This window comes from Leifsonia sp. TF02-11 (assembly GCF_017565305.1).
In the GTDB taxonomy this organism is placed as follows: domain Bacteria; phylum Actinomycetota; class Actinomycetes; order Actinomycetales; family Microbacteriaceae; genus Leifsonia.
The window spans coordinates 296,830-321,475 of sequence record NZ_JAGEKP010000008.1 but is presented as its reverse complement, the minus strand read 5'-3'; the positions used below and the strand labels follow the sequence as shown (position 1 = coordinate 321,475).

Sequence of the window (24,646 nt, the reverse complement as noted above, 5' to 3'; positions counted from 1 at the left end):
CACAACGTGCCGGGGAACTACACCTAGTGTGCTGGCGCCCATTGCCACCACCATGGTGACCGGCAGGGCGACCAGGCCGATCGGGACGACGAGAACGATCACCGCGACGACGATGAGGAGATTCCGCGTCGCCTTCGGATGTGCGACTGCGTGCGCTGCAGCGATGGTAGCGGGTCCGATCATGCGGCCATCTCCTGGCGCATGACGGTGCGCGCGATGTAGATCAGCCTCTTGGCGAGCGCGATCCGCGCTCGCGCAGAACCGGGATGGATGCCCAACGCCTTGGCGATCGCCAGCGGACTTTTCTCGAGCATCCGCGCGACTTCACGCAGACCACCGTGGTCGGGCAGGCAACGCACCATAACCGCGCCGGTGATCGGCAGGTCTGCGTCCACTGCGGCTAGAGCTGCGCGCACGGTGTGAGCAGTGAGAAAGACCCGGTCACGGATGGTGCGGAGGCTACGGGGCGCGAGGTCGCGCTCGGCGCAGACCCGTGCGGCGTTCCCATCGGTAAGGGCGAGCTGACTGACAACGTCCCAGTCGAGCGGGCTGACGAACTCGGCAGTCAGCCCCATCCAGCGGTGTAGGTCGTAGCGTTCGACGATCAGAGTCAAGGGATCCGACTGCACCAGCGACTCGAACTCGTCGAAGAGTGCGAGCTTGACCTGGCTGCGCCTGCGCAGTTCATCGCGCAGGACGTTCCGGGTGACGCCGAACACGAACGCGTTAGGTGTTCCATCGGCCGGGTCGTAGGTGCGGGCGCGGCGCCAGACCGTCTCCCGGATCTTCTGCAGCACGTCGTCGGCATCGAGTGCGCGGCGACCGATGGTGTAGACGACGAAGCTGCGCATGGTATCGACTTCTCGGATCAAGTCCGCGAGACGAACGTTGGCGCGGTTTCCTTCAGCCACGAGATCACAACCTTCCTTGCATGGAGGTGGCTTATGCGAAGGATCGGGTTCGGGTCGAAGACCCGTCAGAGCTGCGACCTCAGCGCGAGTGAGCGCGCGGAAGTCCGCAAGAAGTGAGAAGGCGGTACCAGGGTCGCGCCGGGGTGAGTTCGCTGAGGGCAGCGCGCCCTGATCGAGAGGTGGATTGGCGACTGCGACTCGATAGTTCGGGAGTCTCAGCCACGATGCGTCACCGCCGCCCTGACTCGAATCGAGAGTCGGAAGCTTCGGCAGTCGGGGTAAGAATCAGCCGCTCCATTTGGTGCCGCACGCTACCCCCGAACGAGGGGCAGCGTGGTGCGGCGCGCCGGCGTGAACGACCACTTCTACTCGCAGCTCTCGCAGCGCAGGTCGTTCATGGGGTCGACGGGCACGAGATAGCCGTCCACGACGCATTCAATGATGCCCGGGCTCCCGAGAGACGGCGCGGCTACGCCGGTACTGCCGTGGAGGTCTGCACTGTCGTTTCCAGCCATGCGATCACCTCCGCACGCCTGTAGATGACGCTGTGCGGCGTCGGCTTGTAGTAGCGAGGCCCTTTGCCCCTGTAGCGAAGCTGGGCCAGTGCCGCGACCGTTAGCCCGGTCAATTCGGCCACATCGGCGGGCCGAATGAATTCGCCTGTCATCTCATTTTCCTCCGTTTCGACAACTAGCGCCTTGCGAGGTTGTGAATGTGACGATAGACCATGTCGGCTAGATTGACAAGCATTTGCACGCTAGTCTGTCGAAATGACTGATTATCGTTCGGAAGCAAGCGTCGGCGCGCGGATCAAGCTGGCACGGAGAGAGCGTGGTTTTCGCACTACGCGCGACCTGGCCGAGGCCGTTCCCGAGGGAAACATCACCGCAGCGATTCTTGAAAACATCGAGTCGGGGCGGAAGGCCGACATCAGCGTCAGTCAGCTGCTCAACATCGCCCGAGCACTCAACGTGCCGCCGTCGTACCTGCTCGCCCCGATGGGAACACCCAACTCGACTCTCGACCTGCCGAATCTCAGCGCCGACTTCAACGGGATGACCGCTGCCGAGTTCGACTGCTGGTTGTCTGCGACTCCCGGAAGCTCCTACAGACCCCGTCTTGCGGCCGAACGAACGGATATCAACATCCTTGGAACTCTTCGAGAGCTCGGGAGCCTCGGAAGGGAGCTCGAGCGACTCCAGATCGTTCTCGCCGTGCAGTCGGGGGATCCCGATCTCGCCGATGCAAACACTGAGGTTCAGCAGCGCATCGAGCGTACCCAGGCTGAGGCTCGCCGTTTAGCTGGCCTACTCACCTCAGGCGGACTGAGCGGAGTGGCCGCCGGTATCGCTGGCGCTGAAAGCTGACGGTCATGGGCAGCATCACCGCATACGAGTCCGCAACCGGAAAACGCTATCGAGTGCGGTATCGCAAGCCCGACCACTCCCAGACAGACAAGCGGGGCTTCCGGACCAAGCGCGAGGCCGAACTCTTCCTCGCCTCGGTAGAGATGAAGAAGGCGACAGGGGAATACATCGACCCGACAGCTGCGCGGGCGACGGTAGACCGGCTTGGCGAGACCTGGCTGGCGTCTCGCTCACACTTGAAGCCATCCTCGGCCTATGTCTACGAGTCTGCCTGGCGACTCCATGTGAGGCCGCGCTGGGGCGCGGCAATGATCGGCACCATTCGCCACAGCGAGGTTCAGTCATGGATCACCGAACTCACTGATGGAACTGGCGGGAAGAAGCCGAAGTCCCCCACGATCGTTCGACGAAGCCACGACATCCTGGCTGGCATTCTCGACACTGCCGTGCGGGACCACCTCATCCCATCCAACCCGGCGCGTGGCGTGAAGCTGCCCCGGCGGAAATCCCGCGAGCATGTGTACCTGACTAATGAACAGGTCGCCGGCCTTCTGGTTGCCTGCGGCGAGCACGCACCCATCGTTGCGACGCTCGCATACACGGGACTTCGCTGGGGCGAAGCATCCGCGCTGCGCGTGCGCGATGTGGACACCCGCCGCCGGCGGCTTTCAGTCGTTGAGAACGCGGTCTATGTAAACGGATCAATCGTCGTCGGCACGCCGAAGACGCACGAACGACGTAGCGTGCCATATCCAGAGTTCTTGTCCACCCCCCTCGCCGCAGCGTGCATCGGAAAGGCGGGGGACGATCTCGTCTTCGACGACGGCTACGGCGGTTACCAGAAGACCCCGACAATGACCGCCAACTCGTGGTGGGATCGCGCACTCGCCGCCGCGGAACTGCCTCCCATGACAATTCACGACCTGCGCCACACAGCGGCTTCCCTCGCCGTCAGTGCTGGCGCGAACGTCAAGGCAGTACAGCGAATGCTCGGCCACGCCTCTGCAGCCATGACGCTCGACACATACAGCGATCTGTTCGACGACGACCTTGATGCCGTCGCTCGGCGCCTCGATGAGGTCGTCGGAGCCCGCGTCAGTGCGGTCTGGAGCTCGAGCCAGAAGTAGCCCTGCTGCGCACTAGACCGGGGCCGCCGCGACAACGGGAACCACAGCGATGACCTGCGCACGATTTGAAGTGTGGGCAAAATGTGGGCAAATGGCCCTATCAACGAGAAAACGGCGGCTGATAATCAGCCGCCGTTCCCAGTGTTTTCAAGCTATGTAGCGAGGGCGGGACTCGAACCCGCGACACCACGATTATGAGCCGTGTGCTCTAACCACCTGAGCTACCCCGCCGGGGTCTCCCGTCGTCGCGACCGGGAGACGGAGCCCCCTGTGGGAATCGGACCCACTACCTCTTCCTTACCAAGGAAGTGCTCTACCAATGAGCTAAGGGGGCGAAGCCGGGGCATCCGGAGAGGTCCGGGCCGTTTTCGGCAACCGTACGAGGATACCATCCTCGCGAGGGTGCTTCGTACCACCCGGACCCCCGCAAACGCGGCGATGCCGGGGGCTCAGCACGTCGGCGCTCGACGCGGCCGCGCAGCGCGCCGGGCACCCCGGCTCAGCGCGCCCGGCACACCGGCTCGGACCGGCTGACCCGCTGCCGCGGCGCCGTCGCGGGCTGTCGGCATGCCGGCACGCGGCGGCCGACTCGCAGCCGCGGCGGCGCCGACCCACCGGCGCCGCCGACCGACCGGCTCCGCCACAGCCGCCGTCCGCTACGCGGCCTTCGCGGCCTCCGAGGCGCCGTCCAGCGCGGCGAGCTCATCCGCGGTGAGCTCGACGGTGACCGAGGCGAGCAGGTCGGGCAGCTGCTCGAGCGTGCGCGCGCTCGCGATGGGCGCGGTGACCGTCGGCTGGGCGGCGAGCCAGGCGAGGGCGATGGTCGCCACGGACACTCCGTGAGCCGCTGCGACGTCGTCGAGAGCGGCGAGCACGCCGCGGCCGGTCTCGTCGAGGTACTTCGCGGCTCCGGCGGCGCGGGGGCTCTCGACGGTCACACCGTCGCGGTACTTGCCGGTCAGGAAGCCCGCGGCGAGCGCGAAGTACGGCATGACGCCCAGGTTCTCGCGCTCGGCGAGCGCGCGGTACTTCTCCTCGTAGGAGCGCTCGACCAGGTTGTAGTGCGGCTGCAGGGCGACGGCGCGGTGGAGTCCCTCGCGCTCGGTGATCGCGAACCACTCCTCGATGCGCTCGGGCGAGTAGTTGGAGATGCCGATGGCACGCACCTTGCCCGCGTCGACCAGGCCGGACAGCGCGGCGACCGTCTCCTCCAGCGGAACCGTCGCGTCGTCGAAGTGCGCGTAGTAGAGGTCGATGCGGTCGCTCTTCAACCGCTCCAGCGAGGCGTCGGCTGCCCGGCGGATGTTGTCGGCCGCGAGTCCCTTGAAGTCGGGGTGCTGGCTGACCTTGGTCGCGAGCACCACGTCGTCGCGGTTGCCGCGCGCCTCGAACCACTCGCCGAGGATCCGCTCGGAGTCGCCGCCGGTGTTGCCCGGAACCCATGCCGAGTAACCATCGGCCGTGTCCACGAAGTTGCCCCCGGCTGCCGTGTAGGCGTCGAGCACGGCGAACGAGGTGTCGCGGTCGGCCGTCCAGCCGAACACATTCCCGCCTAGCGAGAGCGGGAAGACCTGGAGGTCGGAGGTTCCGATGGCGCGGCGCGGAGAAGTCATTCCGTGGTCCTTTCGTGGCTGTCTTCTCACGCTAACGCGGCCGCCCGGGAGCTATTCCGTTTGTGACCCAAGATGTGGAGAGGAGAAGGCTGGGCCCTACTGTGGAGGAATGCCCGGATCCCTCGCGACGACGCCACCGCCCGAGCGCGCGCTCTCCGCCGACTGCGCCGCCTGCACCGGGCTCTGCTGCGTCGCGCTCGCGTTCGCCCGCTCCGCCGACTTCGCGTTCGACAAGGCGGCGGGCGAGGAGTGCGTCAACCTCGACGACGACTTCCTCTGCCGCATCCACCCGCACCTGCGCGACCGCGGGTTCAAGGGCTGCACGGTCTTCGACTGCTTCGGAGCCGGTCAGCACGTCACGCAGCACACCTTCGACGGGGCCAGCTGGCGCGACGGCGATCCGGTCCGCGCGAGGATGTTCGCCGTCTTCCCGATCGTCCGCCAGCTGCACGAACTGCTCTGGTACCTGCGCGAGGCGCTCGCGATGCCGGCCGCCGCCGCCCTGCATCCGGCTCTGCGCAGCTCCTGGAACGAGGTCGCGGCTGCGGCCGACGCGGCGCCGGAGGCCATCCTCGCCCTCGACATCGACGTGCTCCGCGACCCCGCAGCCGAGCTCCTGCGGGAGGCCGCACGCCTGACCCGCGAATCCGGCCCCGGGGCCGACGCCCGCACCCGCCTCCGCGTGCCACGCTCGCGCCTGGCGCCCGGCGCCGACCTCCTCGGCGCGGACCTGCGCGGCGCCGACCTGCGCGGAGCGGAGTTGCGCGGCACACTCCTGATCGCCGCCGACCTCCGCGATGCCGACCTCACCCGGGCGGAGCTGATCGGCGCCGACCTCCGCGATGCCCGGCTCCACGGCGCACGCCTCGAGCACGCGATCTACCTCACCCAGCCGCAGGTGGATGCCGCGCAGGGCGACTCCCGCACCCGCCTCCCCTCCGCCCTCCGCCGCCCCTCCCACTGGGCCTGATTCGAGGGCACGTCGCCGCCCGAGAACCCCGTCGACACGCGCCGCTCAGACGATGGGGCTAGCATGGCTCGCATGCGCCGACGACGGCGCGCCGATCCCGGTGCCGCAGCGGCGGCGTGCGAGGGAGGCCGGCGCCGCCGTCACCTCACGCACTGCGTTCCGCTCCGGTGCTCCCGTCCGTCCCCAAGACAGGTGATCCGTATTCAGACCTCCGAATCCTCCAGCGCGCTCACGCCGAGCGCTCCCGGCCGCGAGTGGTGGCGTTCCGCCGTCATCTATCAGGTGTATCCGCGCTCGTTCGCGGACGCCGACGGCGACGGCATGGGCGATCTGCCGGGCATCACCCGCCGCCTCCCCGCTCTGCGCGAGCTCGGCGTCGACGCCGTGTGGCTGTCGCCCTTCTACACGTCGCCGCAGAACGACGCGGGCTACGACGTCGCGGACTACCGCGACGTCGACCCGAGCTTCGGCACGCTGGCCGACTTCGACGCTCTGCTCGCGACGGCGCACGGGCTCGGACTACGGGTCATCATCGACATCGTCCCGAACCACTCCTCGAGCGATCACGTCTGGTTCCAGGAGGCGCTGGCCGCCGCTCCGGGCAGCCCGGAGCGCGCGCGCTACCTGTTCCGTGACGGCAAGGGCCCGAACGGCGACGAGGCGCCCAACAACTGGGAGTCGATCTTCGGCGGCCCGGCCTGGACACGCATCACGGAGCCCGACGGCACTCCCGGCCAGTGGTACCTGCACCTGTTCGACAAGTCGCAGCCCGACTTCGACTGGGAGAACCCGTGGGTGTGGGAGCAGTTCCGCGACATCCTGCGCTTCTGGCTCGACCGGGGCGTCGACGGCTTCCGCGTCGACGTCGCGCACGGCATGGTCAAGGAGACCGGCCTCCCCGACTACACGCCGCCGGCCAACGTCGGCAGCATGGGCGGCGGTCCCGTCGCGACCACCACGGGCGGCATCGTTCTCGAGCCGGAGATCAGCGCACACGCCGAGCAGGACCCGGTGACCCCGCCGTACTTCGGCCAGGACGGCGTGCACGCGATCTACCGCGACTGGCACACGGTCCTCGACGAGTATGAGGGCGACCGCGTGCTGTGCGGCGAGGCGTGGGTCGAGCCGATGGAGAAGCTGGCGAACTGGGTGCGCGCCGACGAGATGCAGCAGACCTTCAACTTCGGCTACCTGGAGACGCCCTGGAACGCGACCGCACTCCGTGCGGTGATCGACCGTTCCATCGCCGTGTTCGGCAGTGTCGGCGCCCCGAGCACGTGGGTGCTGTCGAACCACGACGTGGTGAGGCATGCGACCCGACTGGCGCTGGAGGGCGAGAACCTGCAGGGCCACGGCATCGGCCCGAAGTCGACCGGCATCCCGGACACCGCTTTCGCCCTGCGCCGCGCGCGTGCGGCCACCGCGCTGATGCTCGCGCTGCCCGGGTCGGCGTACCTGTACCAGGGCGAAGAGCTCGGCCTCCCCGAGGTCATCGACCTGCCCGACGACGCCCGTCAGGATCCGACGTGGTTCCGTACGAACGGCGAGCGCTACGGCCGCGACGGCTGCCGGGTTCCGATTCCGTGGGAGGGAACCGACCCGTCCTACGGTTTCGGCCCCGGCCCGAAGAGCTGGCTCCCGCAGCCGGCGTCGTGGGCGACCTACACCCGCTCGTCGCAGCAGGGCGTGCCCGGTTCGACGCTGACGATGTACCAGGAGGCGCTGGCCGCGCGGCGTGAGCACGACCTCGCGTTCGGCGAGCTCGAGTGGTCGAACGCCGGAGAGGGCGCGCTGGTGTTCCGCACCGCCGGAGTCACGGTCGCTGTGAACTTCGCCGAGGCTCCCCTGCCGCTCCCGGAGGGCACCGTCGTCCTCGCGAGCGGTCCGCTCGAGGGTGGGATGCTCCCCCGCGACACCACGGTGTGGCTGGTCTGACCCGACCGCGCTCGAACGCAGTCGGGCCTCGACCGAGGCAGAGGGGATCCATCGCGGATGGGTCCCCTCCGTTATCGTTTCGGCGTCTTCGTGTCTGACCAGGTGTCCTCCACGACGCTGAAGGCGACACGGCGCGCGCAGTCACCGGAGGATCTTCTGGCCCGATCGCGATCTCGGGCCGGTCGGCGGAGGAGATCCTGAGCCCGTGGCGGGGGATCTCCTCCGCCGGCCGCAACCGCTCAGCTCGCGTTGGCCTTCAGCCACGCGATCGGGTCGACCGGCTCCGTGCCGTTCAGCCTGATCTCGAAGTGCAGGTGCGCCCCCGTCGAGATACCGGTGTTGCCCACGCGCCCGACGATGTCGGCGACGGCGACCCGCTGGCCGGCGGACACGCGCACGGATCCCGCCTGCATGTGGCAGTACTTGCTGCTGACGAGCTGGCCGCCGATCATGTGGTCGATGGTGACGTTCACGCCGCAGCCGCCGTCATCCCTGGCCACGACCTGCCGGACCACCCCGTCGGCGATGATCTGGATGGGGACCCCGGCACCCGGCGTGAAGTCGACGCCGAGGTGGTCGGTGGAGGCCCCCGCCGTCGGTGCGACCCGCGACCCGAAGCCGTCGCTGATCGGCACGCCGACCGGGAAGGGCCACTGGATGGCACCTGCGGGGTTGTTGCGGAAGGTGTCGGCGATCCGCATGGAGCGCAACGCGGCGAGCTGCTCCCCCGACGTTGCGGCACCGCTGTCGCGGAGGATCGCCTCGTTCTCGACGGAGGTGACGCTGTCGAGCGCCTGGAGTTCGCCTTCGGTGACCGACGCGCTGTTGAAGTGCGCCGCGGCGCTCCTGGCACGCACGTCGTCGTGACTCAGCAGCGCCATGGCGGGCACGGTCGTCGCGACCGCGATCCCGAGCACGGAGAGCATGGCGACGAGCGATACTCCGCGGCTGAACCGCGGGGAGCGCGACCGGGCATCCCGTTCACGCTGTTCCCGCGCCCGCTGTTCGATCTCCTCACGCCGGCGGGCCTCCCGGCGCGTCAGCGGGGCGTCGGGACCGTCACTGGCGGGGTGGGGTGCGTGGATACCATTCCGAGGTCTGGTTTCGCGGCGCACCGACCCAATATAACGAAATGGTAACCGTCTCACCAAACGAGACGACCGCCCTCACTCCCAGCGCGCGTAGTATCCCTGAACCAGCGGATCGAGCTGCGCGAACAGGTCCGGAGCCGCCGCGACCAGCAGCTCGGCACCTGCCGGCGCGGCACCGAGCCCGCCGAGCCGTGCGCCGGCCTCCTGGGCGATGAGCGCTCCCGCCGCGTGATCCCACGGATTCAGCCCGCGCTCGAAGTAGGCGTCGAGCCGCCCGCAGGCGACAGAGCAGAGGTCGAGGGAGGCCGCGCCGATGCGTCTGATGTCGCGCACCCGCGGTATCAGCTCGGTGACGAACGCCGCCTGCTTCCTGCGCTTCTCGGGGTCGTAGCCGAACCCGGTCCCGACGAGTGCGAGCGGGAGGTCCACCCCATTGTTCACCTGGATGGGCGCTCCGTTCAGCCGCGCTCCGGCCCCGGCCGCCGCGGTGAACACCTCTCCCGTGGTCGGGTTCACGACGGCGCCGGCGAGGGTGCGCCAGGTCGCGGGATCGGGATCGCCCTCCACCACGGCGACGCTGACGGCCCACGCCGGGATGTCGTAGAAATAGTTGACCGTGCCGTCGATCGGGTCGACCACCCAGGTCAGTCCGCTCGTTCCGTGCTCGGCACCGGACTCCTCGCCCAGGAAGCCGTCGCGCGGCCGGGCCGCGGCGAGCGCGTTCCGGATCAGATCCTCCGACTCGCGATCGGCCCGCGTCACGATGTCGGTGATCGTCGACTTGGAGGCCGCGACCTCGACGCCATCGCGGCGCCTCTGCAGAGCAAGCGCCCCTGCACGGCGGGCGACGGTGGCGGCGATCTCGAGCAGCTCGGTCGTGGAGGGCATGCGACCAGCCTGGCACACCGAGCGGCGCGCCCCGGCGCCGGGGCCGAGGCACGCCGCAGGACCGCTACGAGATTATCCGGCGGGCGACAGTGATGCGGCCGCCAGAGGCCAGGCCCGGCTTTCCCGGTGCGAGGTAGACCTCGATCACGCTACCTTTCCGCGCCCCGACATCGGCGGACTCGATCCGGACGGTGGATCCGTCGATCCCGTGCCCGACACCCGTTTGGAAGGCTGACCCACCGTAGGTCTCCATAACGTAGACACCGTCATGTCGGACCTGGATACGATTCGCGCTATCGAACGCGGACTTCTCGATCACCACGACGATCCTCCCGTCCTCGGATTCGATGGACTTGACCCACCCGGAGGCGTCCGCTGGCGGAACCGCGATCGTCATCGTGTAGATCTTGACCGCACCGGCGTCGTCTGCGCCGGGTGTGCGGGGAGCGAGAAAGACCTCGATCTTCTCGCCGCCGGTGACCGTCGGCCCTGTCTTCGACAGCACAGCGTTCGGTCCTCTCCGCTCGACCGTCGCGCCATGCACCGCCGCTCCCTGATAGGTCTCGTCCCAGCGCACGCCGTCGACGTAGATGATCATGCGGTTGGGGCCATCGAAGGCGCCGATATCGATGACCATCGCGAGAGCGCCATCACGCACATACGAGTCCTTGACCCATGTGGCGGACGCTCGAGAGACCGCGAAGACCTCCAGCGTGTGTCGCACTTCCGGTGCGGCCGTCGCGCGCGCGGTGAGCGTGTGGAGGCCGTCTGCCGCCGGCTTGAAAGTGCCGGCCGCAAAATCGATCTCACCCTTCGCCCCCGTGACGAGGTCACGGGCACCCTGCGCGCCGGATGTCCACGAGACCTGCGCACTCGGCTCGATGCTCACCGGAATGCCGGCGGTGGCCGTGCCGTCGCGAGTGGCAGAGACGGCCGTCGCAGCAGCGAGCGCCTCGCCCGTGAATCCGTTCAGCAGAGTGGGCGACGCCCAGGTGACTGTGTAGGTCGACCGAGCGATCACGCGGATGGAACCGGCCACCAGCACCGTGGGGTCGGATTCGAGCTGCGCGATGATCGGGTACTCAGAAGCTTCGGTGCTCGCGATCGCCGCGGGCGTTCCGATACCGCCGAGCATGAGCCGACCGTTCAGCGACGCCAGCGTCTGCGCACCACCCACCCCGGAACCGGGCTCACCCCACTCCAGCCCGTCGTGCAGCGTGACGATCACTCGATGGGACCCGGTGCTGATCGGGACGCCGTTCTCGTAGATCGTGAGCACGAACGACGGAACCCTCGAGAACTCTTCGACGGTGGGGAGAGTATCGAACGCCAGCGTGATTCGGCTCTGGGAGGAAGCCGCCGCTGCAGGCGAAGCCGCGGTGGCGACGATCCCGGGCGCGGACCATGCAGCGACCGCCATGATGGTGCGCCTGCTCGGGCCACGTGAGCCGTCGGTGGGTCCGAGGGAGTTGGCGGTGTAGTCGGTGCTGTTCATCATGTCTCCTTCTGATTCGAGGCAAAAAGCATTTCACCATAAGCATACGTCTTGATATGTATATTTAATCTTTGAAATTCTAATTCAAGCACTCAAGGCTGCCCTCCAGTCCGGCCGGCATCCAGTCCGGCATCCAAAGAGGTCGGTCTCTGAACGCGGTCCTCGCCGCGATGAGGAAGCGCGCGAGCCGTTCGATCGCTGCGGCGATGCTCGTCCTGGCCACGCGTCTACACCGCCCGCCCGCACCGCGCTCGAAACGGCCTCACTGCCGCGATGGCATACGCCGCTACGACCACGTCGGCGACGACGGAACGTTCAGCTTCCGTAGAGCCGCCCACATGCACAACGATGCATCGTCATCGCCGACGAACACACCATCACCGTCACCCGCCGCGACACTAGCGAAACAACGAGGGGGAGCCCGGCCGATGGCCGGGCTCCCTCTCATCACACTGTGGCGAGTGAGGGTTTACATCCCACAAGGCGTTAAATCCCTGGTCACAGAAGGTTTCGTGACTCTCCCGTGCCACTACCGTAATAAGTACCGTAATAAGCAGCGTTCTCTTTTTGCTGATGTACCGATAAGTAAAGCAATAGGTATAAAGCGAAAGGACAACCTATGAATACTTTTGAAGCAAAAACTTACAAGTCGCCAACGGGCTGGTATTACGTACACTCCGAACACAACTTCGTAACCGTGTACGACCCTGACGAGCAGATGAGAGACGCCTTCTTCATCACGCAATACGACTATGAGGAAGAGTATCAAACAAACGGTCGCCCGTACCCAGAAGAATACGTCAAGGAATGTATTGACAACTACCGCAAGAAGCACGGTAGATAAACGCTGTGCCATTTCTGAGCTAATTTAACACTTTCTGTTAAACTTGACGATATATATAACATAACCTTTTAACAGAAAGCAGAAATCCTAATGACTATTTACGGCGACCCAGCACCATACACTGAGGAAGACACCTATGTTCAGGCATCGGAAACCGAAGACCCCGATGTACTTGATGAGCTAGCAAAGGTTCCCAATTTCAAGACCCGAAAAGCCGTGGCATTGAATGGGTTCACCGAACGTCATACCCTTAAGAAACTAGCGTCTGAGAATGCTAACCCTATTCGCTACTACGCTCTTCAGAACATTGCTCGTCGTTTCTATCCAGGCTATGACGTTGAACAAGTTGAAGTCTTTGAAGGCATTTGATGGTTTGGGCTTATCAAGAGGCACAAACTCGGTTGTCTGATGAAACATTCTTAGAGTGGTGTGCTGACAACGACCTAGACCCTCGTGCGGAAAGCGGGGTGGACAAGTTCTCTCGTGCCGAGAGATGTTCTCAGCCTGTCGTGCTTGAAACGGCCAGTCTAGAAACGGGTGAAATCGGAGTAACTCCCCCTCTTGTGCTTCCCTGCGGCTCGCCAAATGCTGATGTGTGTCCGTCGTGTGCGGAGTTCCTACAGAGACTTCGCAACCGCCAGATTTTAGATACGCTAGAGCAGCCGGCCACTCGGACAGCCTTACTCACTCTCACTGCCCCTTCGTGGGGGAAGGTTCACCGAGCCTTCTGGACGGATAAAGACAGCTTTCGTTATCGCTCATTGTCCGAGGTGGAGATTTACCGTAAGAAGCTTCTGAGGATGAAGCAGCAGGGGCATTGTCCTTGCGGTGATTTTCACGAGTACACGGATGGTTTAGTTGGCACGCCCATAGACCGCTCAACGTACGACTACGCAGGTGAAGTGATTTGGAGTAAGAACCTGCCCAACCTAATGGCGGCAGCGGTTCGGCAAATCAAGCGTCTTGCCCTGTGGAGTGGCGTAGAGCCTTCTGAGCTAAGACTGTTCAGCGTTTATGAGCGTCAGAAGCGTGGCTCTCTCCACTCGCACGTTCTGATAGCAGTTACAGGCAATGAACAAGGGTTCATCCGCCTCGCCTCTACCATAGCTAAAGGTTGGAGTTCCCCAACGGCGGAAATCCCCGCAGGTTTAGTAGCAAACTACGAAAGCACCATTGTAAAGAGCCGCCTGATAACCAGCGGACTTAATGCTAACCTGCGTGTTCCCACTGCGAAATGGAAAAACCGTATTGAGCATCCCGCTACCAAGTTTGGGAAACAGTACGATTTTCGGATATTGAAGGCTGACAGTGAGACAGCTACGGAAATCCGAAGTTACAAGCAAGCCTCTTCGTATGTTTCTAAGTACCTCACGAAGAACCAGAGTGCGTTTGCTCCTGTTGCTTTGAAAAGGTTGTCCGCTCAGCAGAAGCATCACTTCTATGATTTGCGTAAGACTGCTATGGCTCTCTTGGCGGACTACTCGCTTTACGTTGCTCGGGTTCGCACGCTGGAACGTCAGCGTAGGGCGATGTTTGAAGTTGCCTCTGAACAGTTGGCGTTCATTCAAGCTGAGCTGAAACGGTTGCGTTCACGAGGTGTTGAGCGTTCAGGGATAGTAGACACCCTCTTTGACGAGTGGGTTACGTCTACCGTTACCCGAGAAGGTTTGAAGCAGACGTTTGATGACCTCGCCTCCTTGATTGGTGAGCAGATGAACGATGAACAGGTGACGCTGTTGTCTCTTATCTCTGAAGCTCAGGAGGTAGAGGCAACTGTCTCTTTACGCTCCATAAAGATTAGTTTGAACCGTCTTGCTAACAATGCGGGTTTCACGGGCTCTCTTACCATTGTTTCAAATTGGCGTAAGAGTATTTCCGACCTTAAACAGGAAATGAGCCTTTTTAAAGCCGAACAAATGGTTGACGTTCAAGAGCCTGCTGTAATAGCAGTAGAACTCAATATTGAGAAAATGTCTGAGTTACGGCGTGAGCGTGCTAAATACTCTGAACGAAACAAGTCGGTCATTGAACGAACGATACTTTGGGCGTCAAACCTGAAGCAGAAGCCTTCACCCATTATCATTTAGGCAATTTTTGCCGTTAGCGGGTGGCTGTGGCAAACGACGAGCCGAAGGCGACCCCTCGCAGCGAAGGAAGGCGAAAGCTCTCGCTTGCGACGCCCTCGGAGAGGGCGGGGTCGGAGACCCGTAGCTTTCGCCTGCCTGGAAAGCGAAGAGGGGCGAAGCCCGAAGGGGTTCGGGAGTGTGAACTGCCCCCGTAGGCAAAAAAGTGCCCCAAAAGGATAAGGGCGTAAGCCCCTTTTGGGGCACGGTTGCCCGCCCGAACGGGCGAGGCGGGCTTTGCCCGCCCTTGATTAGTAAAGAAAATTAGGCTACCGCAAGAAATCGCAGATTTTTTGGAACTTTTTTCTAAATCTGCGATTTTTTTGTTTCTATCTGCCGATAAAGAAAGTATAAGAAACAGTTTCTTATGATTAACAGAAAGGAAAGCTCATCGTGGCTTCATTCAAACTAGACCCAAATGGCGTTGAAATCTACATTGGTTCTGACGCAACCGTAACACCAGTAACTGACTTTACTACTAAAGAGCAGCAGATTGACAAGTCTACTGGTTTGCCGCTTTACAAGGTAAACGCCGAACTCATCGTTGACGGTGCTGTGGAAACCGTAGCCTTAAAGATTGCGTCCAAGGACGCTTTCACTTTACAGGCTCGTACCGAATACAAAGTGAACGGTTCTCTCTACGCAACTCCTTGGTTGAAAGACGGAGCTAGAAATGTCTCCGTTTCCTTCAAGCTTGTTGGTTCTCTCATCCCAGCAAAAGCACCACGGGGTGAGTAACGGGTGAAGGGGGAGGATTTCTGTCTTCTCGTCTCCTCCCCCTTCCTCACCAAAATATACAACTAAACAAAACTACTTGTTAGATATTAGGTAAGAAGCAATAACGCTTCACAGAAAGGTTACCCAATGATTACAAAACTCATCGCATTCGTCTTAATCAGCTGTCTTGCTATTGCTGCGTACTGCGTCATTCAAGAAGCAACTAAATCAGTTGAAGCTTATGCTCACGAAACAATTTCAAGCCCAATGCGTCAAATCTCCAATTTAACGTCTCACTAATCACAGAAAGGAAAATGAGATGACTACCAATTCCCTTACGAGAGAGGAAACCAAACAACTTCTCGTCGCTATTCAAGAGTTTGAGTCCCTAGGATACTTTCACTCCTTCGCTGCGGAGGTTACCAATGCGTAAGCTCACCGCAGACCAAATCGCAGGCTTCGTGCTTGGTGCGTGCGTATCCCTCGTTATTGCCTCTACCGCTTTCGCCCTCAGTGCCCTCGTGACACCTTCCCGTGTGGAGACAGCCCGTGTTTCCGTCCCTATCGTTCAGGTTCAGGGTGCTGGCGGGGTTCTCGCCGCTGCGTGGGCTTGTCCCGTTGCTAGCGGTAACGCTGCCTACTGGCTCAATGACACGGACGCAGTGCTCTACTTTTCTCCTGACGCTTTGAATGCTGCCCAGGCAGTGAAGTACGACTGTTCCCTCGCTCCTTCTCCTGACGTGAAGTTAGGTAACAAGTCCGACTTCACCAGGCTCTATGAAGCTAAATACTTTCCGTCTGTCGCTGACCAGCAACGTAAGGCGGTGGAACGATGATTACCAAAGCCAGCAAACATAAAGGCGTAATTATAAGTTGCCTAGCTTTTATCGCCGTTGTTATTCTTGTCGCTCTTGCTTCTTGCGTAACGATGAAGCCTTCTATTAAGGCTAAGCACTCTGTGAAGCCTATCGCTTCTTCGGAAGTTTCCGCCACTCCTTCACCGTCCATTGCTGAAGCGGAGTTCTGGGATTGTCCCGTTTCTCAAAATGATGCGGTTTACGATACACACCCCGATGCTCACTATTACTTTGTTGGTCAAGCGATGACCCAACAAGAAGCAGCAAAATACGGGTGTGAATTAGTTACAAAACCATTGCCAACAGATAAGAACGGTAACCCCGTCTCTCTGATGGACAGGTTCCAATTTATGAACAGCTACGTTCCCTACTCTGAGTGGGATGACGCCACAAAACAGCACTTTGCTTCCGCATCCGCTGTAGAGCCTAACCCCTTGGTTGGTAGCTCGGATGCTGTAGACGCCGCTCCTGCTGCCCCATCTACGGTAGCAACGCATAACAACGGTAGCCCTGCTCCGCAAGCTGAGGTGAAGGGTTCCCCATCCTCACCTTCCGTTCAAAAGCAACAAGCAGTGAGCACACCTGCTCCGCAGCTTCAGAGTCAACCTTCACCCGCTCCAACGCCTTCGGTAGCCCCCCAGGAAAGCTCACCTGCTCCTGTAGCAACCCCGCCGGCTTATCCTGCCCCTGCCCCCTTGGCGAAAGATGACCCCGAGCAGCACACGGCGTTAGGTACGCCTGGTGACGCCTCGTGGGCTTGGTACTACTACAACAAGGGCGTGGTTCGTTGTGGAATGAATAACCAGTGGACAGAAATCCCTTACTCTGGCTCGTTCATTGAGTACCCGAAAGCCTGCTGGAACTGGTGGGGCTGGGACGGTGGAGACTCTACAGGCTGGACTCCTGCTTCATCACCTAACTATGTGGGTGGTGGCAACTAATGAGCAAAACAGAAAAAGCTACATTTGGTTTTGTTGCCACAATAGTCTTCATTCTTAAATGGCTGCTTTGGTCAGGGCCGATTTTTCTGGTCGGCAAGACCTTAAGCTATCCAAAAAGAATGTTCTGGATATACGTAGTCATTGCTATGACAGTCACCCTTCTTATTGCTTGGGGTAGTGGAAACTTTGTACCACTGATAATCACCATTCTTTTAAGCATAGGATTATACTTTGCGTTCAAAAAATATGGTGCGAGTATCTACCATCGTTATCAACTGCGTTTGGTGCTAGAACAGGCAATCGGTGATTTCTTCCCCGAAGGTCAAGCAAAGAAACACATGACCATCCATTGGGCAGACCATAACGGTAACTTCCGAGTGGATTTCCGAGTTCCCTATGGCAAGAGCGACGCAGAGTTTATGAAGGTGCTCCCCGCTGCTGCTTCAGCACTCGGGTTGGTGAAGTTCATGCCAATAGACTTGGACGACCGAGCAGGCTATGTAACCATCCTGTTCTGCTTCAACGACCCACTAGAAGGACACCTTCGCTCTGAAGATGCTCCCGTACTTCACCTGAGCCAGTTTGAACGTGAAGACCCGTACTTGTGGCTTCCAATTGGCGTCAACGCTTTGGGCGAGAAGTATGAAGTCCCATTGTTCTTGAAGGACGCTGGTGCGATGCGTCGCCTGGATAGCGGTAAGAGTGGTGCGGGTAAAAGCTCGGCTGTATTACAACATCTGCTCTTCGCAGCGATGAACCCTTACATTGACCTTGCTATTGCGGATATGAAAGGAGGTTCGGAGTTCCCATTATTCAAGCCGTACGCCTCCGCATATGCGACTGACAAGAACTCATTCTTTGACTTGTTGCGTTATCTAGAGAAGGAAGTGGCTCGCCGCAGTCAGCACCTAGCCCAGCACGCTCTTGACCCTGGACGCTTCTCTAAAGCGTGGAACTCCATAGATGATGGCAACTTCATCTTGTGGGTCTGGGATGAGCTAATCAACACGTACAAGGGGTTGGCGCTTCAAGAGATGATAGAAATCCAGGGGCGTGTTGCGGGTATCGCTTCCGTAGCCCGTTCACTCGGTATAGCAATTATCTTCTCGTCCCAGACGTTCCGTTCAGACGTGCTTGAGACGAAGGTGAGAGACAATATGTTTGACCTCACAATAGCTTTTCAAGCTGGAAGTCTCCAGGACGCCGAGTATGTAGGTTTCTCTAGTAGTGATGAAATCCGCCCTGATTTGATTAAGGGTAAAATGCTTCCTTCGGGAAACATGTCTACGGCTGGACAGTTCGCCACTCGTGGTCTGAAATCTGACTACGGTAAAACCTATTACTTGCCAAACGACATTATCGCTAAGGCTCTTGATACAACGCCGATTGAAGAAATCACGACCAGTCTCAAGAAAAATGGAGAATATCCAGAACTTCTGCCGATAGATAAAGTGTAGGTCAGTTACCTTTCTGGCTGACTACAAGAAATAACCCCCGCCTTCATTGACGGGGGTTATTTTCTATTTGCTGGTCGCATTCTTTTTTAGTTCCTGAAGCAGCTTCATTTCTGCCTCAAGTTCCTTCAGACGCTCGTCAGCGGTGAGAGCCACTTCGTTGTCGTGCTCTTCCAAAGCCTTCTGAGCCGTCCGAAGGTTCGCCTTAGCCTCGTCAAGGTGCTTCTCGTGGTATTCAATCCGCTTCTGTTCTGTAGCGATTGCCTCCACGAGCCTTTCCCGAAGAGGACGGTTCTTTCCTCGGGGCTTACGGGTCTTTTCTGCGGTGTCAGTCTTGGTAGCCATAACTATATTCTAAGATAAAAGCAAACCTTTTGTCAATAGTTATCTTTCTCGTTCCTTAAAGATTTCATCAGTCAATCCACGCATGGGTTCAACCTTGCTCTTGACGTCAATGTGGGTATAGACAGTGCGAGTAATTGCTTCGGTTTCGTGACCCGCAATTGCTCTAACAATCTCAATCGGGAAGCCCTGAATGATCATTGTGCTAATCGCAATGTGTCTCATAGCGTGCTGCCGAATGTAGGGAATGCGGTTATCTTCTAGGAGCTTGTGCCACTGTTTGTTATCAGTTGTGTGGCGGATGGGTTTACCGTTTGGCATTGTGAAGACAAGGTTTTCTAGTCCCTTGTCTGGTGACCAGTTTGGAGACTTTTTCCACTCACGCTGTATTTTGCGGTAAGCCTTAATAACCTGAAGCAATCGGGCATCCAAAGGAATGAGCCGTTCCCCTGCCTCGGTTTTAGTCTCACCCTTGATATATAGCTTCCCGCTCTCAGGATCACGCATCAACTGTTGTCTGATTTCCACGGTTGCCGTAGCTCCGTTTTTATCAAGGTTTGAGAAACAATCCCACGTTAGTCCGAGCCGTTCACTTTGACGGATACCCAGCAGGAACGTGAACATCCAACGGCACTCATCGGGGTTGCCTTCAAGGTTCTTCGCCAGACGTTGAGCTATCCAACGCTTCTTCTCTAGCTGTTCCTTCTTAGCCTTGCTCTTGGGCTTACTCGGGAGCGGGATGTTAGCGGTTGGGTTTTCGCTAATGTACTTGGCTTCTACGGCGTAACGGCAAGCCATATTGAGGACGCCTTGGATAGCTCTCTTGTGGCTCTCCCCCACCAGCGGTTCTTTGGTCTCTACCCGTTCGCCATTTGGATAAGTCTTGACCTTCTTCTTCGCAGGCAGAGTGACGAAAAGAAAGTTCCGAATGTCCTCACTTTGAAGCAACCGAATTGGGATGCGTCCCAAAGCCGGCTCTATGTGTAGGCGGATTAGGTTTGCGTATTGGGCGGCAACCTGGGTAGTTACTCGGTTCTTTGGATCGGTGGCAGCCTTCTTGTATGCGTGCCACTCCCACAGGAGTTCACCCGTAGTTTTCTTCAGCTCAATGGGTCGTGTGTTCAAGGCTGAGATGGGAAGTTCACCCATCTTGACCAAACGCTTTTTGTAGTTCTCTTCTCTACGTTTGATCGCTTCTTCTTCAGTAGAGCCTGTACCGCTGACCTGAACGGCTCGCCCTTGCTCGTCCATAAAGAGTGTCCTGGTGGCTCTCCAACGAGTTCCGTGGGGCGTCTCTATGGTGAATGTAGAGCCTTCGCCTCTTCTGCGTGGCGGGCGTCTAGCAGCCCATAGCTCTTCGCTAGTCCGTCTGCCCCTGCGAGTGCCCCCAGCATCCATAGCGTGAGGCTAGCCCAAAATAATAAGTAGCGTAATAAGGAAAACGCCCCCAGCTTTGGTGACGTGCTAGGGGCGTTCCTTGATTTGGCGGGGTTTCACTAGGTGTTGCCTACCATATTTTTAGTTCTGTGGCGAGTGAGGGATTCGAACCCCCGAAGGCTACGCCGGCTGATTTACAGTCAGATCCCTTTGGCCGCTTGGGTAACTCGCCATTCGCGCTTCCGACCAGTCAACCGCTGTCCGAAGGCGCCATGTAAGGATACTCGGCGCGCGCCGTCTCACGAAATCGGCGGCGCCCGCCCCCGGGCTCCCTTCTGCCCGCGGCGAATTCGCACACGGCAGAACCGCGCGACAAGCGGACCGGCGCGGAAGCAGGATGGCGCCATGACCACTCCTGAGACCATCTCCCCCGTGCAACGACTGCTCGAGGAGCGCATCGTGTTCCTCGGCACCGAAGTGAACGACGAGTCGGCCGGCGAGGTCTGCGCGCAGCTCCTGCTGCTCGACTCGATCGCCTCCGACCGCGACATCTACCTCTACATCAACTCACCCGGCGGCTCGATCACCTCGGGGTTCGCCGTCTACGACACGATGAACTTCGTCCGTTCCGATGTGGCGACCGTCGCGCTGGGCTTCGCGGCCTCGATGGGCCAGTTCCTGCTGTCGTCCGGAGCTCCGGGCAAACGCTACGCCCTCCCGAACTCGTCGATCGTGATGCACCAGCCCCACGGCGGCTTCGGCGGCACGAGCGCCGACATCCAGACCCAGGCCAAGCAGATCCTGCATTTCAAGCGCAGGATGGCGGAGCTGACCAGCGAGCAGACCGGCAAGACGATCGAGCAGATCATCGAGGACGGTGACCGCGACCGGTGGTTCACGGCCGACGAGGCCAGGGAGTACGGCTTCGTCGACGAGGTCATCGGCTCGACGCGGGCGCTCGCCGGCTGACGGCTCAGCGGTCGGCGGCCAGCAGGCTCAGGCGGCCAGCAGGCTCAGGCCGCGAGCAGCACGGCATGCGGCACACCGTGCGGCACGCCCGACGCCGGCTGCTCCCCCGCGAACTCCGCTGAGGCGGGCACGCGCTCCGGGACCAGGCTGAGCACCTCGACGCGGGCGAATTCCGCCACCACCTGGGAAAGCAGCTCGCGCTCCGTCACGTCGAGCACACGGCAGAGGGCCGCCAGGATCTCGGACGACGCCTCCTTGCGGCCACGCTCGATCTCCGAGAGATAGGGCACGCTGATCCGCGAGCTCTCCGAGAGCTCTCGGAGGGTCGCACCCCGCTCGGTCCGCAGCCGGCGGAGCACCGAGCCGATCGCGTGCCGCATCAACATGCCTGAAGCCTAAGCCGACCCCCGCCGTGCGCGCCCTGCCGGTTTCGCGATTCCGCCCACAGCAGAATGCGACGCCGCTACTCGCGTTCCGCGCGCGCGAGCACCTCCGGCGGCAGGACCTTCCTCGCCCCCAGCACCTCGAAGGCGACGAGGCGGCCTCCCTCGTCGTACTCCGCATCGACGTACGAGCCGGCAGGGACCCCGGCGACCGCCGCGTGGCGCGCTCCGGCGGCGGCGCCCTCGTCGACCACGAGAAGCGCGACGTCCAGTTCCGGATCGTAGACCAGCCGCATGCCCTCGACGCTACGGGAGGGAATCGGCCCTGCCATCGGACCGCCGTACCACTTCGACGACACACCCCTCCTCCTTCCATGGATGTCGGTGGGTGAGCGCACAATCGTCGGCATGAGGACATTGGAGATTTGCGAACGGTGCGATGGCACAGGGGCCGACCCCGTCCAGCGCGGCGAAGAGATCGACCTCTGCGCGGAGTGCTTCGGCGACGGCTGCCACGTGACCTACTTCGCCGAACTGGAGAAGACCGCCTGAACCGGTCGCGACCGTCCTGAGAGCTTTCCTGAGAGAACTCTCACGAACGGTCACATGGCCCCCTGCAGCCTCCCTGAACCGCTCCGTTCCCCTCGCCCCGACTGGCCGCGGACGAGGTCGCACCAGCCGGTGATGTTGACCCCCATTCGTGGGTGGCCCAGCGGGTTGCGGCGCTCCACGACGACGTGCGGGTCGCTCTCCGCTGTGGAGAATCCCAGGCTGCTCTGATGAGACTCGGGTGTCGATCCGGAACGAGTGAATGGAGCGCCCGTGACCGAACCGAGTGCCGAACCGCGCCACGGCAGGCCGAGGCCGCGCCGCCGCCGGATCGCCGCGATCATCGCAGGTGGCGTCGCCGTCGTCCTCGTCGCAGCGGCCGGGGTCGCCGTGTGGAAATACGTGGATCTCTCCACCGGGATCCGCCGATCGGCTGTCACGATGCCCACGGGCTCCGCGACCCCTGGTGTGCCGCAGAACACGGGCGAGACGAACATCCTGATCATGGGGCTGGACAGCCGGGTCGATCAGAACGGCAAGCCGCTCCCGCAGGAGATCTACGACGCGATCCGCGCCGGCGACCAGTCCGACGGCGGGTACAACGCCAACGTCCTCATGTTCATCCACATCCCCGCGAACGGCGGCAAGGCCTCCGGCATCTCGATCCCGCGCGACGACTACGCGTCCCTCGCCGGCTCTCCTGACGGAGTCTCCCGGTCGAAGATCAAGGAGGCGTACGGGCTGGCCATGGACGAGAAGCTCCGCGAGCTCCGCAAACAGGGCGTCGCCGAGGCCGACGCCTACCAGCAGGCACGCACGGCCGCGCGGCAGACCCAGATCCAGACCGTCTCCGACTTCCTGGGCGGCGTCCGCATCGACCACTTCGTCGAGATCACGATGGGCGCGTTCTACGAGATCGCGAAGGCCGTCCAGCCCATCACCGTGTGCCTGAACCACGCGACGCAGGACAGGTTCTCCGGCGCGGACTTCCGCGCAGGGGTGCAACAGATCGACGCCTCCCAGGCGATGAGCTTCGTGCGCCAGCGCCGCGACACCGGCCCGACCGATCTCGAACTGACCGACCTCGACCGGACAAGGCGCCAGCAGGCGTTCATCGTCTCGTTGGCCGTTCAGCTCCGGCAGGCGAAGACGTTCACCGACTTCGGCACCCTCCAGTCCCTCATCGACACGGCCAAGACGTACATCGCCGTCGACGACGGCCTCGATCTGCTCAGCTTCGCCTCTCAGGCCCAGCGGCTCTCCGGCGGCAACATCGACTTCCAGACCCTTCCGGTGGAGCGCTACGAAACCATCGACGGCAAGTCGGTGAACATCGTCGACCTGGCGAAGATCCGGGCGATCGTGGATGCCGTGCTGCATCCGCCCACGACGACGCCGGAGGCCCCCACGACCACGGGCCCGACGGGAGAGACGTCGCCGACCGAGCAGCCCACCCCGGAACTTCCGGCGAACACCTACACCGACAGCGCGACACCGCTGCAGTCGGGCGCCATCCCGTGCGTGAACTGAGCGCCGGCGCGATCCGCCTGCAGCTCGCCCCCGCCCTGCGGTCGCCGCACGCCACGAGCGTGCTGCTGCTCGCCACGACGCTCTTCCTGACCGCCTTCGGCGTGCTCATGGTGCTCTCGTCGTCGTCGATCGAATCCCACCTCGACTCGGACAGCTTCTTCGCCCGCTTCGGCTCCCAGCTGACCTTCGCGGTCATCGGCGTCGCCGTCATGCTCCTGGTCGCGCGGCTACCACTGCATCTCTGGCGACGGGCGTCGTTCGTGCTGCTCGCCGTCTGCTGCCTGCTGCAGCTCGTCGCCGTGCTGACGCCGCTCGGGGTGAAGATCGGCGACAACACGAACTGGCTGCGGATCGGCCCGTTCACGGGCCAGCCGTCCGAGGGGATCAAGATCGGCCTCGTCCTCTGGCTCGGGTTCGCCCTCGGGTCGCGGGAGCGCCTGCTGCAGGACTGGCAGAACCTCGTGAAGCTGGTGCTCCCGGTGGCCGGCGGCGCCATCCTGGTCGTGCTCCTGGGCGGCGACCTCGGCACCACGGTGATCATGTCCGCTTTCACCCTCGGAGCGCTGTTCTTCGCCGGCGCGCGGCTGCGCCATCTCGCGGTGATCGTCGTGGCCGGCGCGATCGCCGCTGTCGCGGCGGCACTGTCGAGCGCGACGAGACGCGGCCGGATCTCGGCCTTCTTCGGCGGGACCAGCGCGGTCAACCCCGACGTCAACTGGCAGCTCGACAACGCGCACTACGCCCTGGCGACCGGCGGGCTCTGGGGTGTCGGACTCGGCAACTCGCGCTCCAAGTGGTCGTGGTTGCCCTCCGCAGACACCGACTTCATCTTCGCGGTCATCGGCGAGGAGCTCGGCCTCGTCGGCGGGCTCCTCGTCCTGGGCCTCTTCGGCCTCCTCACCTGGCTGCTGCTGCGCGTCCTCGTGACCGCCACCGACCCGACGGCCCGCATCGTGACGGGCACCATCCTGGTCTGGCTCATCGGTCAGGCGTTCGTGAACATCGGCGTCGTGCTCGGCCTCATCCCGGTGCTCGGCGTCCCGCTGCCGTTCATCTCGGCGGGAGGCACGGCGCTGATCGCCTCCCTCATCGCCGTCGGCCTCGTCCTGGCGGCGGCGAGGGACTCCGCGCCGCGGGTGAACGCCTCGCCCTAGAATCGAGGG

The 24,646-nt window shown here is 61.9% G+C and carries 24 protein-coding genes and 3 tRNA genes; 13 read left to right on the top strand and 14 right to left on the bottom strand.

Annotated elements, in window-relative coordinates:
* The 3 genes from JNB50_RS13910 to JNB50_RS13900 form a co-directional block, all read right to left on the bottom strand.
* Positions 1 to 183: hypothetical protein (locus JNB50_RS13910; RefSeq protein ID WP_208040719.1), on the bottom strand; the 183-nt coding region annotated here is incomplete at its 3' end.
* Positions 180 to 911 carry an RNA polymerase sigma factor gene (locus JNB50_RS13905; RefSeq protein WP_208040718.1) on the bottom strand — a complete coding sequence of 244 codons (732 nt, stop codon included), beginning with the start codon at positions 909 to 911 and terminating at the stop codon, positions 180 to 182. The genes JNB50_RS13910 and JNB50_RS13905, both read right to left, overlap by 4 nt.
* 469 nt (positions 912 to 1,380) lie before the next feature.
* On the bottom strand, positions 1,381 to 1,578 hold the full coding sequence (locus tag JNB50_RS13900) for an AlpA family transcriptional regulator (RefSeq protein WP_208040717.1): 198 nt from the start codon (positions 1,576 to 1,578) through the stop codon (positions 1,381 to 1,383).
* 103 nt (positions 1,579 to 1,681) lie between these two features.
* On the opposite strand from JNB50_RS13900, the gene JNB50_RS13895 reads away from it, so the two are divergent.
* Positions 1,682 to 2,278 (top strand): helix-turn-helix domain-containing protein, encoded by a 597-nt coding sequence (locus JNB50_RS13895; RefSeq protein WP_208040716.1) that lies wholly within the window; start codon positions 1,682 to 1,684, stop codon positions 2,276 to 2,278.
* A 5-nt stretch (positions 2,279 to 2,283) separates the two neighbouring features.
* Entirely contained in the window at positions 2,284 to 3,405 is a 1,122-nt protein-coding gene (locus tag JNB50_RS13890) for a tyrosine-type recombinase/integrase (protein WP_208040715.1), read from the top strand.
* A 157-nt stretch (positions 3,406 to 3,562) separates the two neighbouring features.
* Here JNB50_RS13890 and JNB50_RS13885 read toward each other — a convergent pair.
* From JNB50_RS13885 to JNB50_RS13875, 3 genes are all read right to left on the bottom strand, one after another.
* Positions 3,563 to 3,636, bottom strand: a tRNA-Met gene (locus tag JNB50_RS13885).
* Between the two features lie 31 nt (positions 3,637 to 3,667).
* Positions 3,668 to 3,739: transfer RNA gene (locus tag JNB50_RS13880), tRNA-Thr, on the bottom strand.
* Positions 3,740 to 4,061: 322 nt separating this feature from the next.
* The gene (locus JNB50_RS13875; RefSeq protein WP_208040714.1) at positions 4,062 to 5,018 is read right to left on the bottom strand and encodes an aldo/keto reductase; all 957 of its coding nucleotides are present in this window, start codon (positions 5,016 to 5,018) and stop codon (positions 4,062 to 4,064) included.
* A gap of 109 nt (positions 5,019 to 5,127) precedes the next feature.
* On the opposite strand from JNB50_RS13875, the gene JNB50_RS13870 reads away from it, so the two are divergent.
* The gene (locus JNB50_RS13870) at positions 5,128 to 5,988 is read left to right on the top strand and encodes a pentapeptide repeat-containing protein (protein WP_208040713.1); all 861 of its coding nucleotides are present in this window, start codon (positions 5,128 to 5,130) and stop codon (positions 5,986 to 5,988) included.
* Between the two features lie 192 nt (positions 5,989 to 6,180).
* Positions 6,181 to 7,923 carry a glycoside hydrolase family 13 protein gene (locus JNB50_RS13865; RefSeq protein ID WP_307794722.1) on the top strand — a complete coding sequence of 581 codons (1,743 nt, stop codon included), beginning with the start codon at positions 6,181 to 6,183 and terminating at the stop codon, positions 7,921 to 7,923.
* A gap of 239 nt (positions 7,924 to 8,162) precedes the next feature.
* On the opposite strand, the gene JNB50_RS13860 is transcribed toward JNB50_RS13865, so the two are convergent.
* The 3 genes from JNB50_RS13860 to JNB50_RS13850 form a co-directional block, all read right to left on the bottom strand.
* On the bottom strand, positions 8,163 to 8,849 hold the full coding sequence (locus tag JNB50_RS13860; protein WP_208040711.1) for a M23 family metallopeptidase: 687 nt from the start codon (positions 8,847 to 8,849) through the stop codon (positions 8,163 to 8,165).
* A 240-nt stretch (positions 8,850 to 9,089) separates the two neighbouring features.
* A complete protein-coding gene (locus JNB50_RS13855) occupies positions 9,090 to 9,902 on the bottom strand; it encodes an inositol monophosphatase family protein (protein WP_208040710.1) in 813 nt (270 codons plus the stop codon).
* A gap of 64 nt (positions 9,903 to 9,966) precedes the next feature.
* The gene (locus JNB50_RS13850; protein WP_208040709.1) at positions 9,967 to 11,400 is read right to left on the bottom strand and encodes a hypothetical protein; all 1,434 of its coding nucleotides are present in this window, start codon (positions 11,398 to 11,400) and stop codon (positions 9,967 to 9,969) included.
* 931 nt (positions 11,401 to 12,331) lie between these two features.
* Between JNB50_RS13850 and JNB50_RS13845 the strand changes: the two genes are divergently transcribed.
* The 5 genes from JNB50_RS13845 to JNB50_RS13825 all read left to right on the top strand — a co-directional run bounded on the left by JNB50_RS13845 (position 12,332) and on the right by JNB50_RS13825 (position 18,336).
* The gene (locus JNB50_RS13845; protein WP_208040708.1) at positions 12,332 to 12,610 is read left to right on the top strand and encodes a hypothetical protein; all 279 of its coding nucleotides are present in this window, start codon (positions 12,332 to 12,334) and stop codon (positions 12,608 to 12,610) included.
* Positions 12,610 to 14,328, top strand: a complete 1,719-nt coding sequence (locus tag JNB50_RS13840) for a replication initiator (protein ID WP_307794721.1) — start codon at positions 12,610 to 12,612, stop codon at positions 14,326 to 14,328. Before JNB50_RS13845 ends, JNB50_RS13840 begins: the two co-directional genes overlap by 1 nt.
* Before the next feature lie 429 nt (positions 14,329 to 14,757).
* A complete protein-coding gene (locus JNB50_RS13835; protein WP_208040706.1) occupies positions 14,758 to 15,102 on the top strand; it encodes a hypothetical protein in 345 nt (114 codons plus the stop codon).
* A gap of 811 nt (positions 15,103 to 15,913) precedes the next feature.
* On the top strand, positions 15,914 to 16,879 hold the full coding sequence (locus JNB50_RS13830) for a hypothetical protein (RefSeq protein ID WP_208040705.1): 966 nt from the start codon (positions 15,914 to 15,916) through the stop codon (positions 16,877 to 16,879).
* Positions 16,879 to 18,336 carry a hypothetical protein gene (locus JNB50_RS13825; RefSeq protein WP_208040704.1) on the top strand — a complete coding sequence of 486 codons (1,458 nt, stop codon included), beginning with the start codon at positions 16,879 to 16,881 and terminating at the stop codon, positions 18,334 to 18,336. The genes JNB50_RS13830 and JNB50_RS13825 overlap by 1 nt, the downstream gene beginning before the upstream one ends.
* 63 nt (positions 18,337 to 18,399) lie before the next feature.
* Here the strand turns inward: JNB50_RS13825 and JNB50_RS13820 are convergent, their stop codons facing one another.
* From JNB50_RS13820 to JNB50_RS13810, 3 genes are all read right to left on the bottom strand, one after another.
* A complete protein-coding gene (locus JNB50_RS13820) occupies positions 18,400 to 18,678 on the bottom strand; it encodes a hypothetical protein (protein WP_208040703.1) in 279 nt (92 codons plus the stop codon).
* A gap of 39 nt (positions 18,679 to 18,717) precedes the next feature.
* Positions 18,718 to 19,926, bottom strand: a complete 1,209-nt coding sequence (locus JNB50_RS13815) for a site-specific integrase (RefSeq protein WP_208040702.1) — start codon at positions 19,924 to 19,926, stop codon at positions 18,718 to 18,720.
* 276 nt (positions 19,927 to 20,202) lie between these two features.
* Positions 20,203 to 20,284, bottom strand: a tRNA-Tyr gene (locus tag JNB50_RS13810).
* A 173-nt stretch (positions 20,285 to 20,457) separates the two neighbouring features.
* On the opposite strand from JNB50_RS13810, the gene JNB50_RS13805 reads away from it, so the two are divergent.
* Complete coding sequence (locus tag JNB50_RS13805) at positions 20,458 to 21,021, top strand: ATP-dependent Clp protease proteolytic subunit (protein ID WP_208040701.1); 564 nt, start codon at positions 20,458 to 20,460, stop codon at positions 21,019 to 21,021.
* 44 nt (positions 21,022 to 21,065) lie between these two features.
* On the opposite strand, the gene JNB50_RS25550 is transcribed toward JNB50_RS13805, so the two are convergent.
* Complete coding sequence (locus JNB50_RS25550; protein ID WP_208040700.1) at positions 21,066 to 21,407, bottom strand: helix-turn-helix transcriptional regulator; 342 nt, start codon at positions 21,405 to 21,407, stop codon at positions 21,066 to 21,068.
* 77 nt (positions 21,408 to 21,484) lie between these two features.
* Positions 21,485 to 21,763, bottom strand: coding sequence for a hypothetical protein (locus tag JNB50_RS13795; RefSeq protein WP_208040757.1), 279 nt, complete (start codon positions 21,761 to 21,763; stop codon positions 21,485 to 21,487).
* Positions 21,764 to 21,812: 49 nt separating this feature from the next.
* Between JNB50_RS13795 and JNB50_RS13790 the strand changes: the two genes are divergently transcribed.
* From JNB50_RS13790 to JNB50_RS13780, 3 genes are all read left to right on the top strand, one after another.
* Positions 21,813 to 21,956, top strand: coding sequence for a hypothetical protein (locus tag JNB50_RS13790; RefSeq protein ID WP_208040756.1), 144 nt, complete (start codon positions 21,813 to 21,815; stop codon positions 21,954 to 21,956).
* A 270-nt stretch (positions 21,957 to 22,226) separates the two neighbouring features.
* Positions 22,227 to 23,483 carry an LCP family protein gene (locus JNB50_RS13785; RefSeq protein ID WP_208040699.1) on the top strand — a complete coding sequence of 419 codons (1,257 nt, stop codon included), beginning with the start codon at positions 22,227 to 22,229 and terminating at the stop codon, positions 23,481 to 23,483.
* Positions 23,471 to 24,637, top strand: coding sequence for a putative peptidoglycan glycosyltransferase FtsW (locus JNB50_RS13780; RefSeq protein WP_208040698.1), 1,167 nt, complete (start codon positions 23,471 to 23,473; stop codon positions 24,635 to 24,637). The genes JNB50_RS13785 and JNB50_RS13780 overlap by 13 nt, the downstream gene beginning before the upstream one ends.
* Positions 24,638 to 24,646 lie beyond the last annotated feature (9 nt).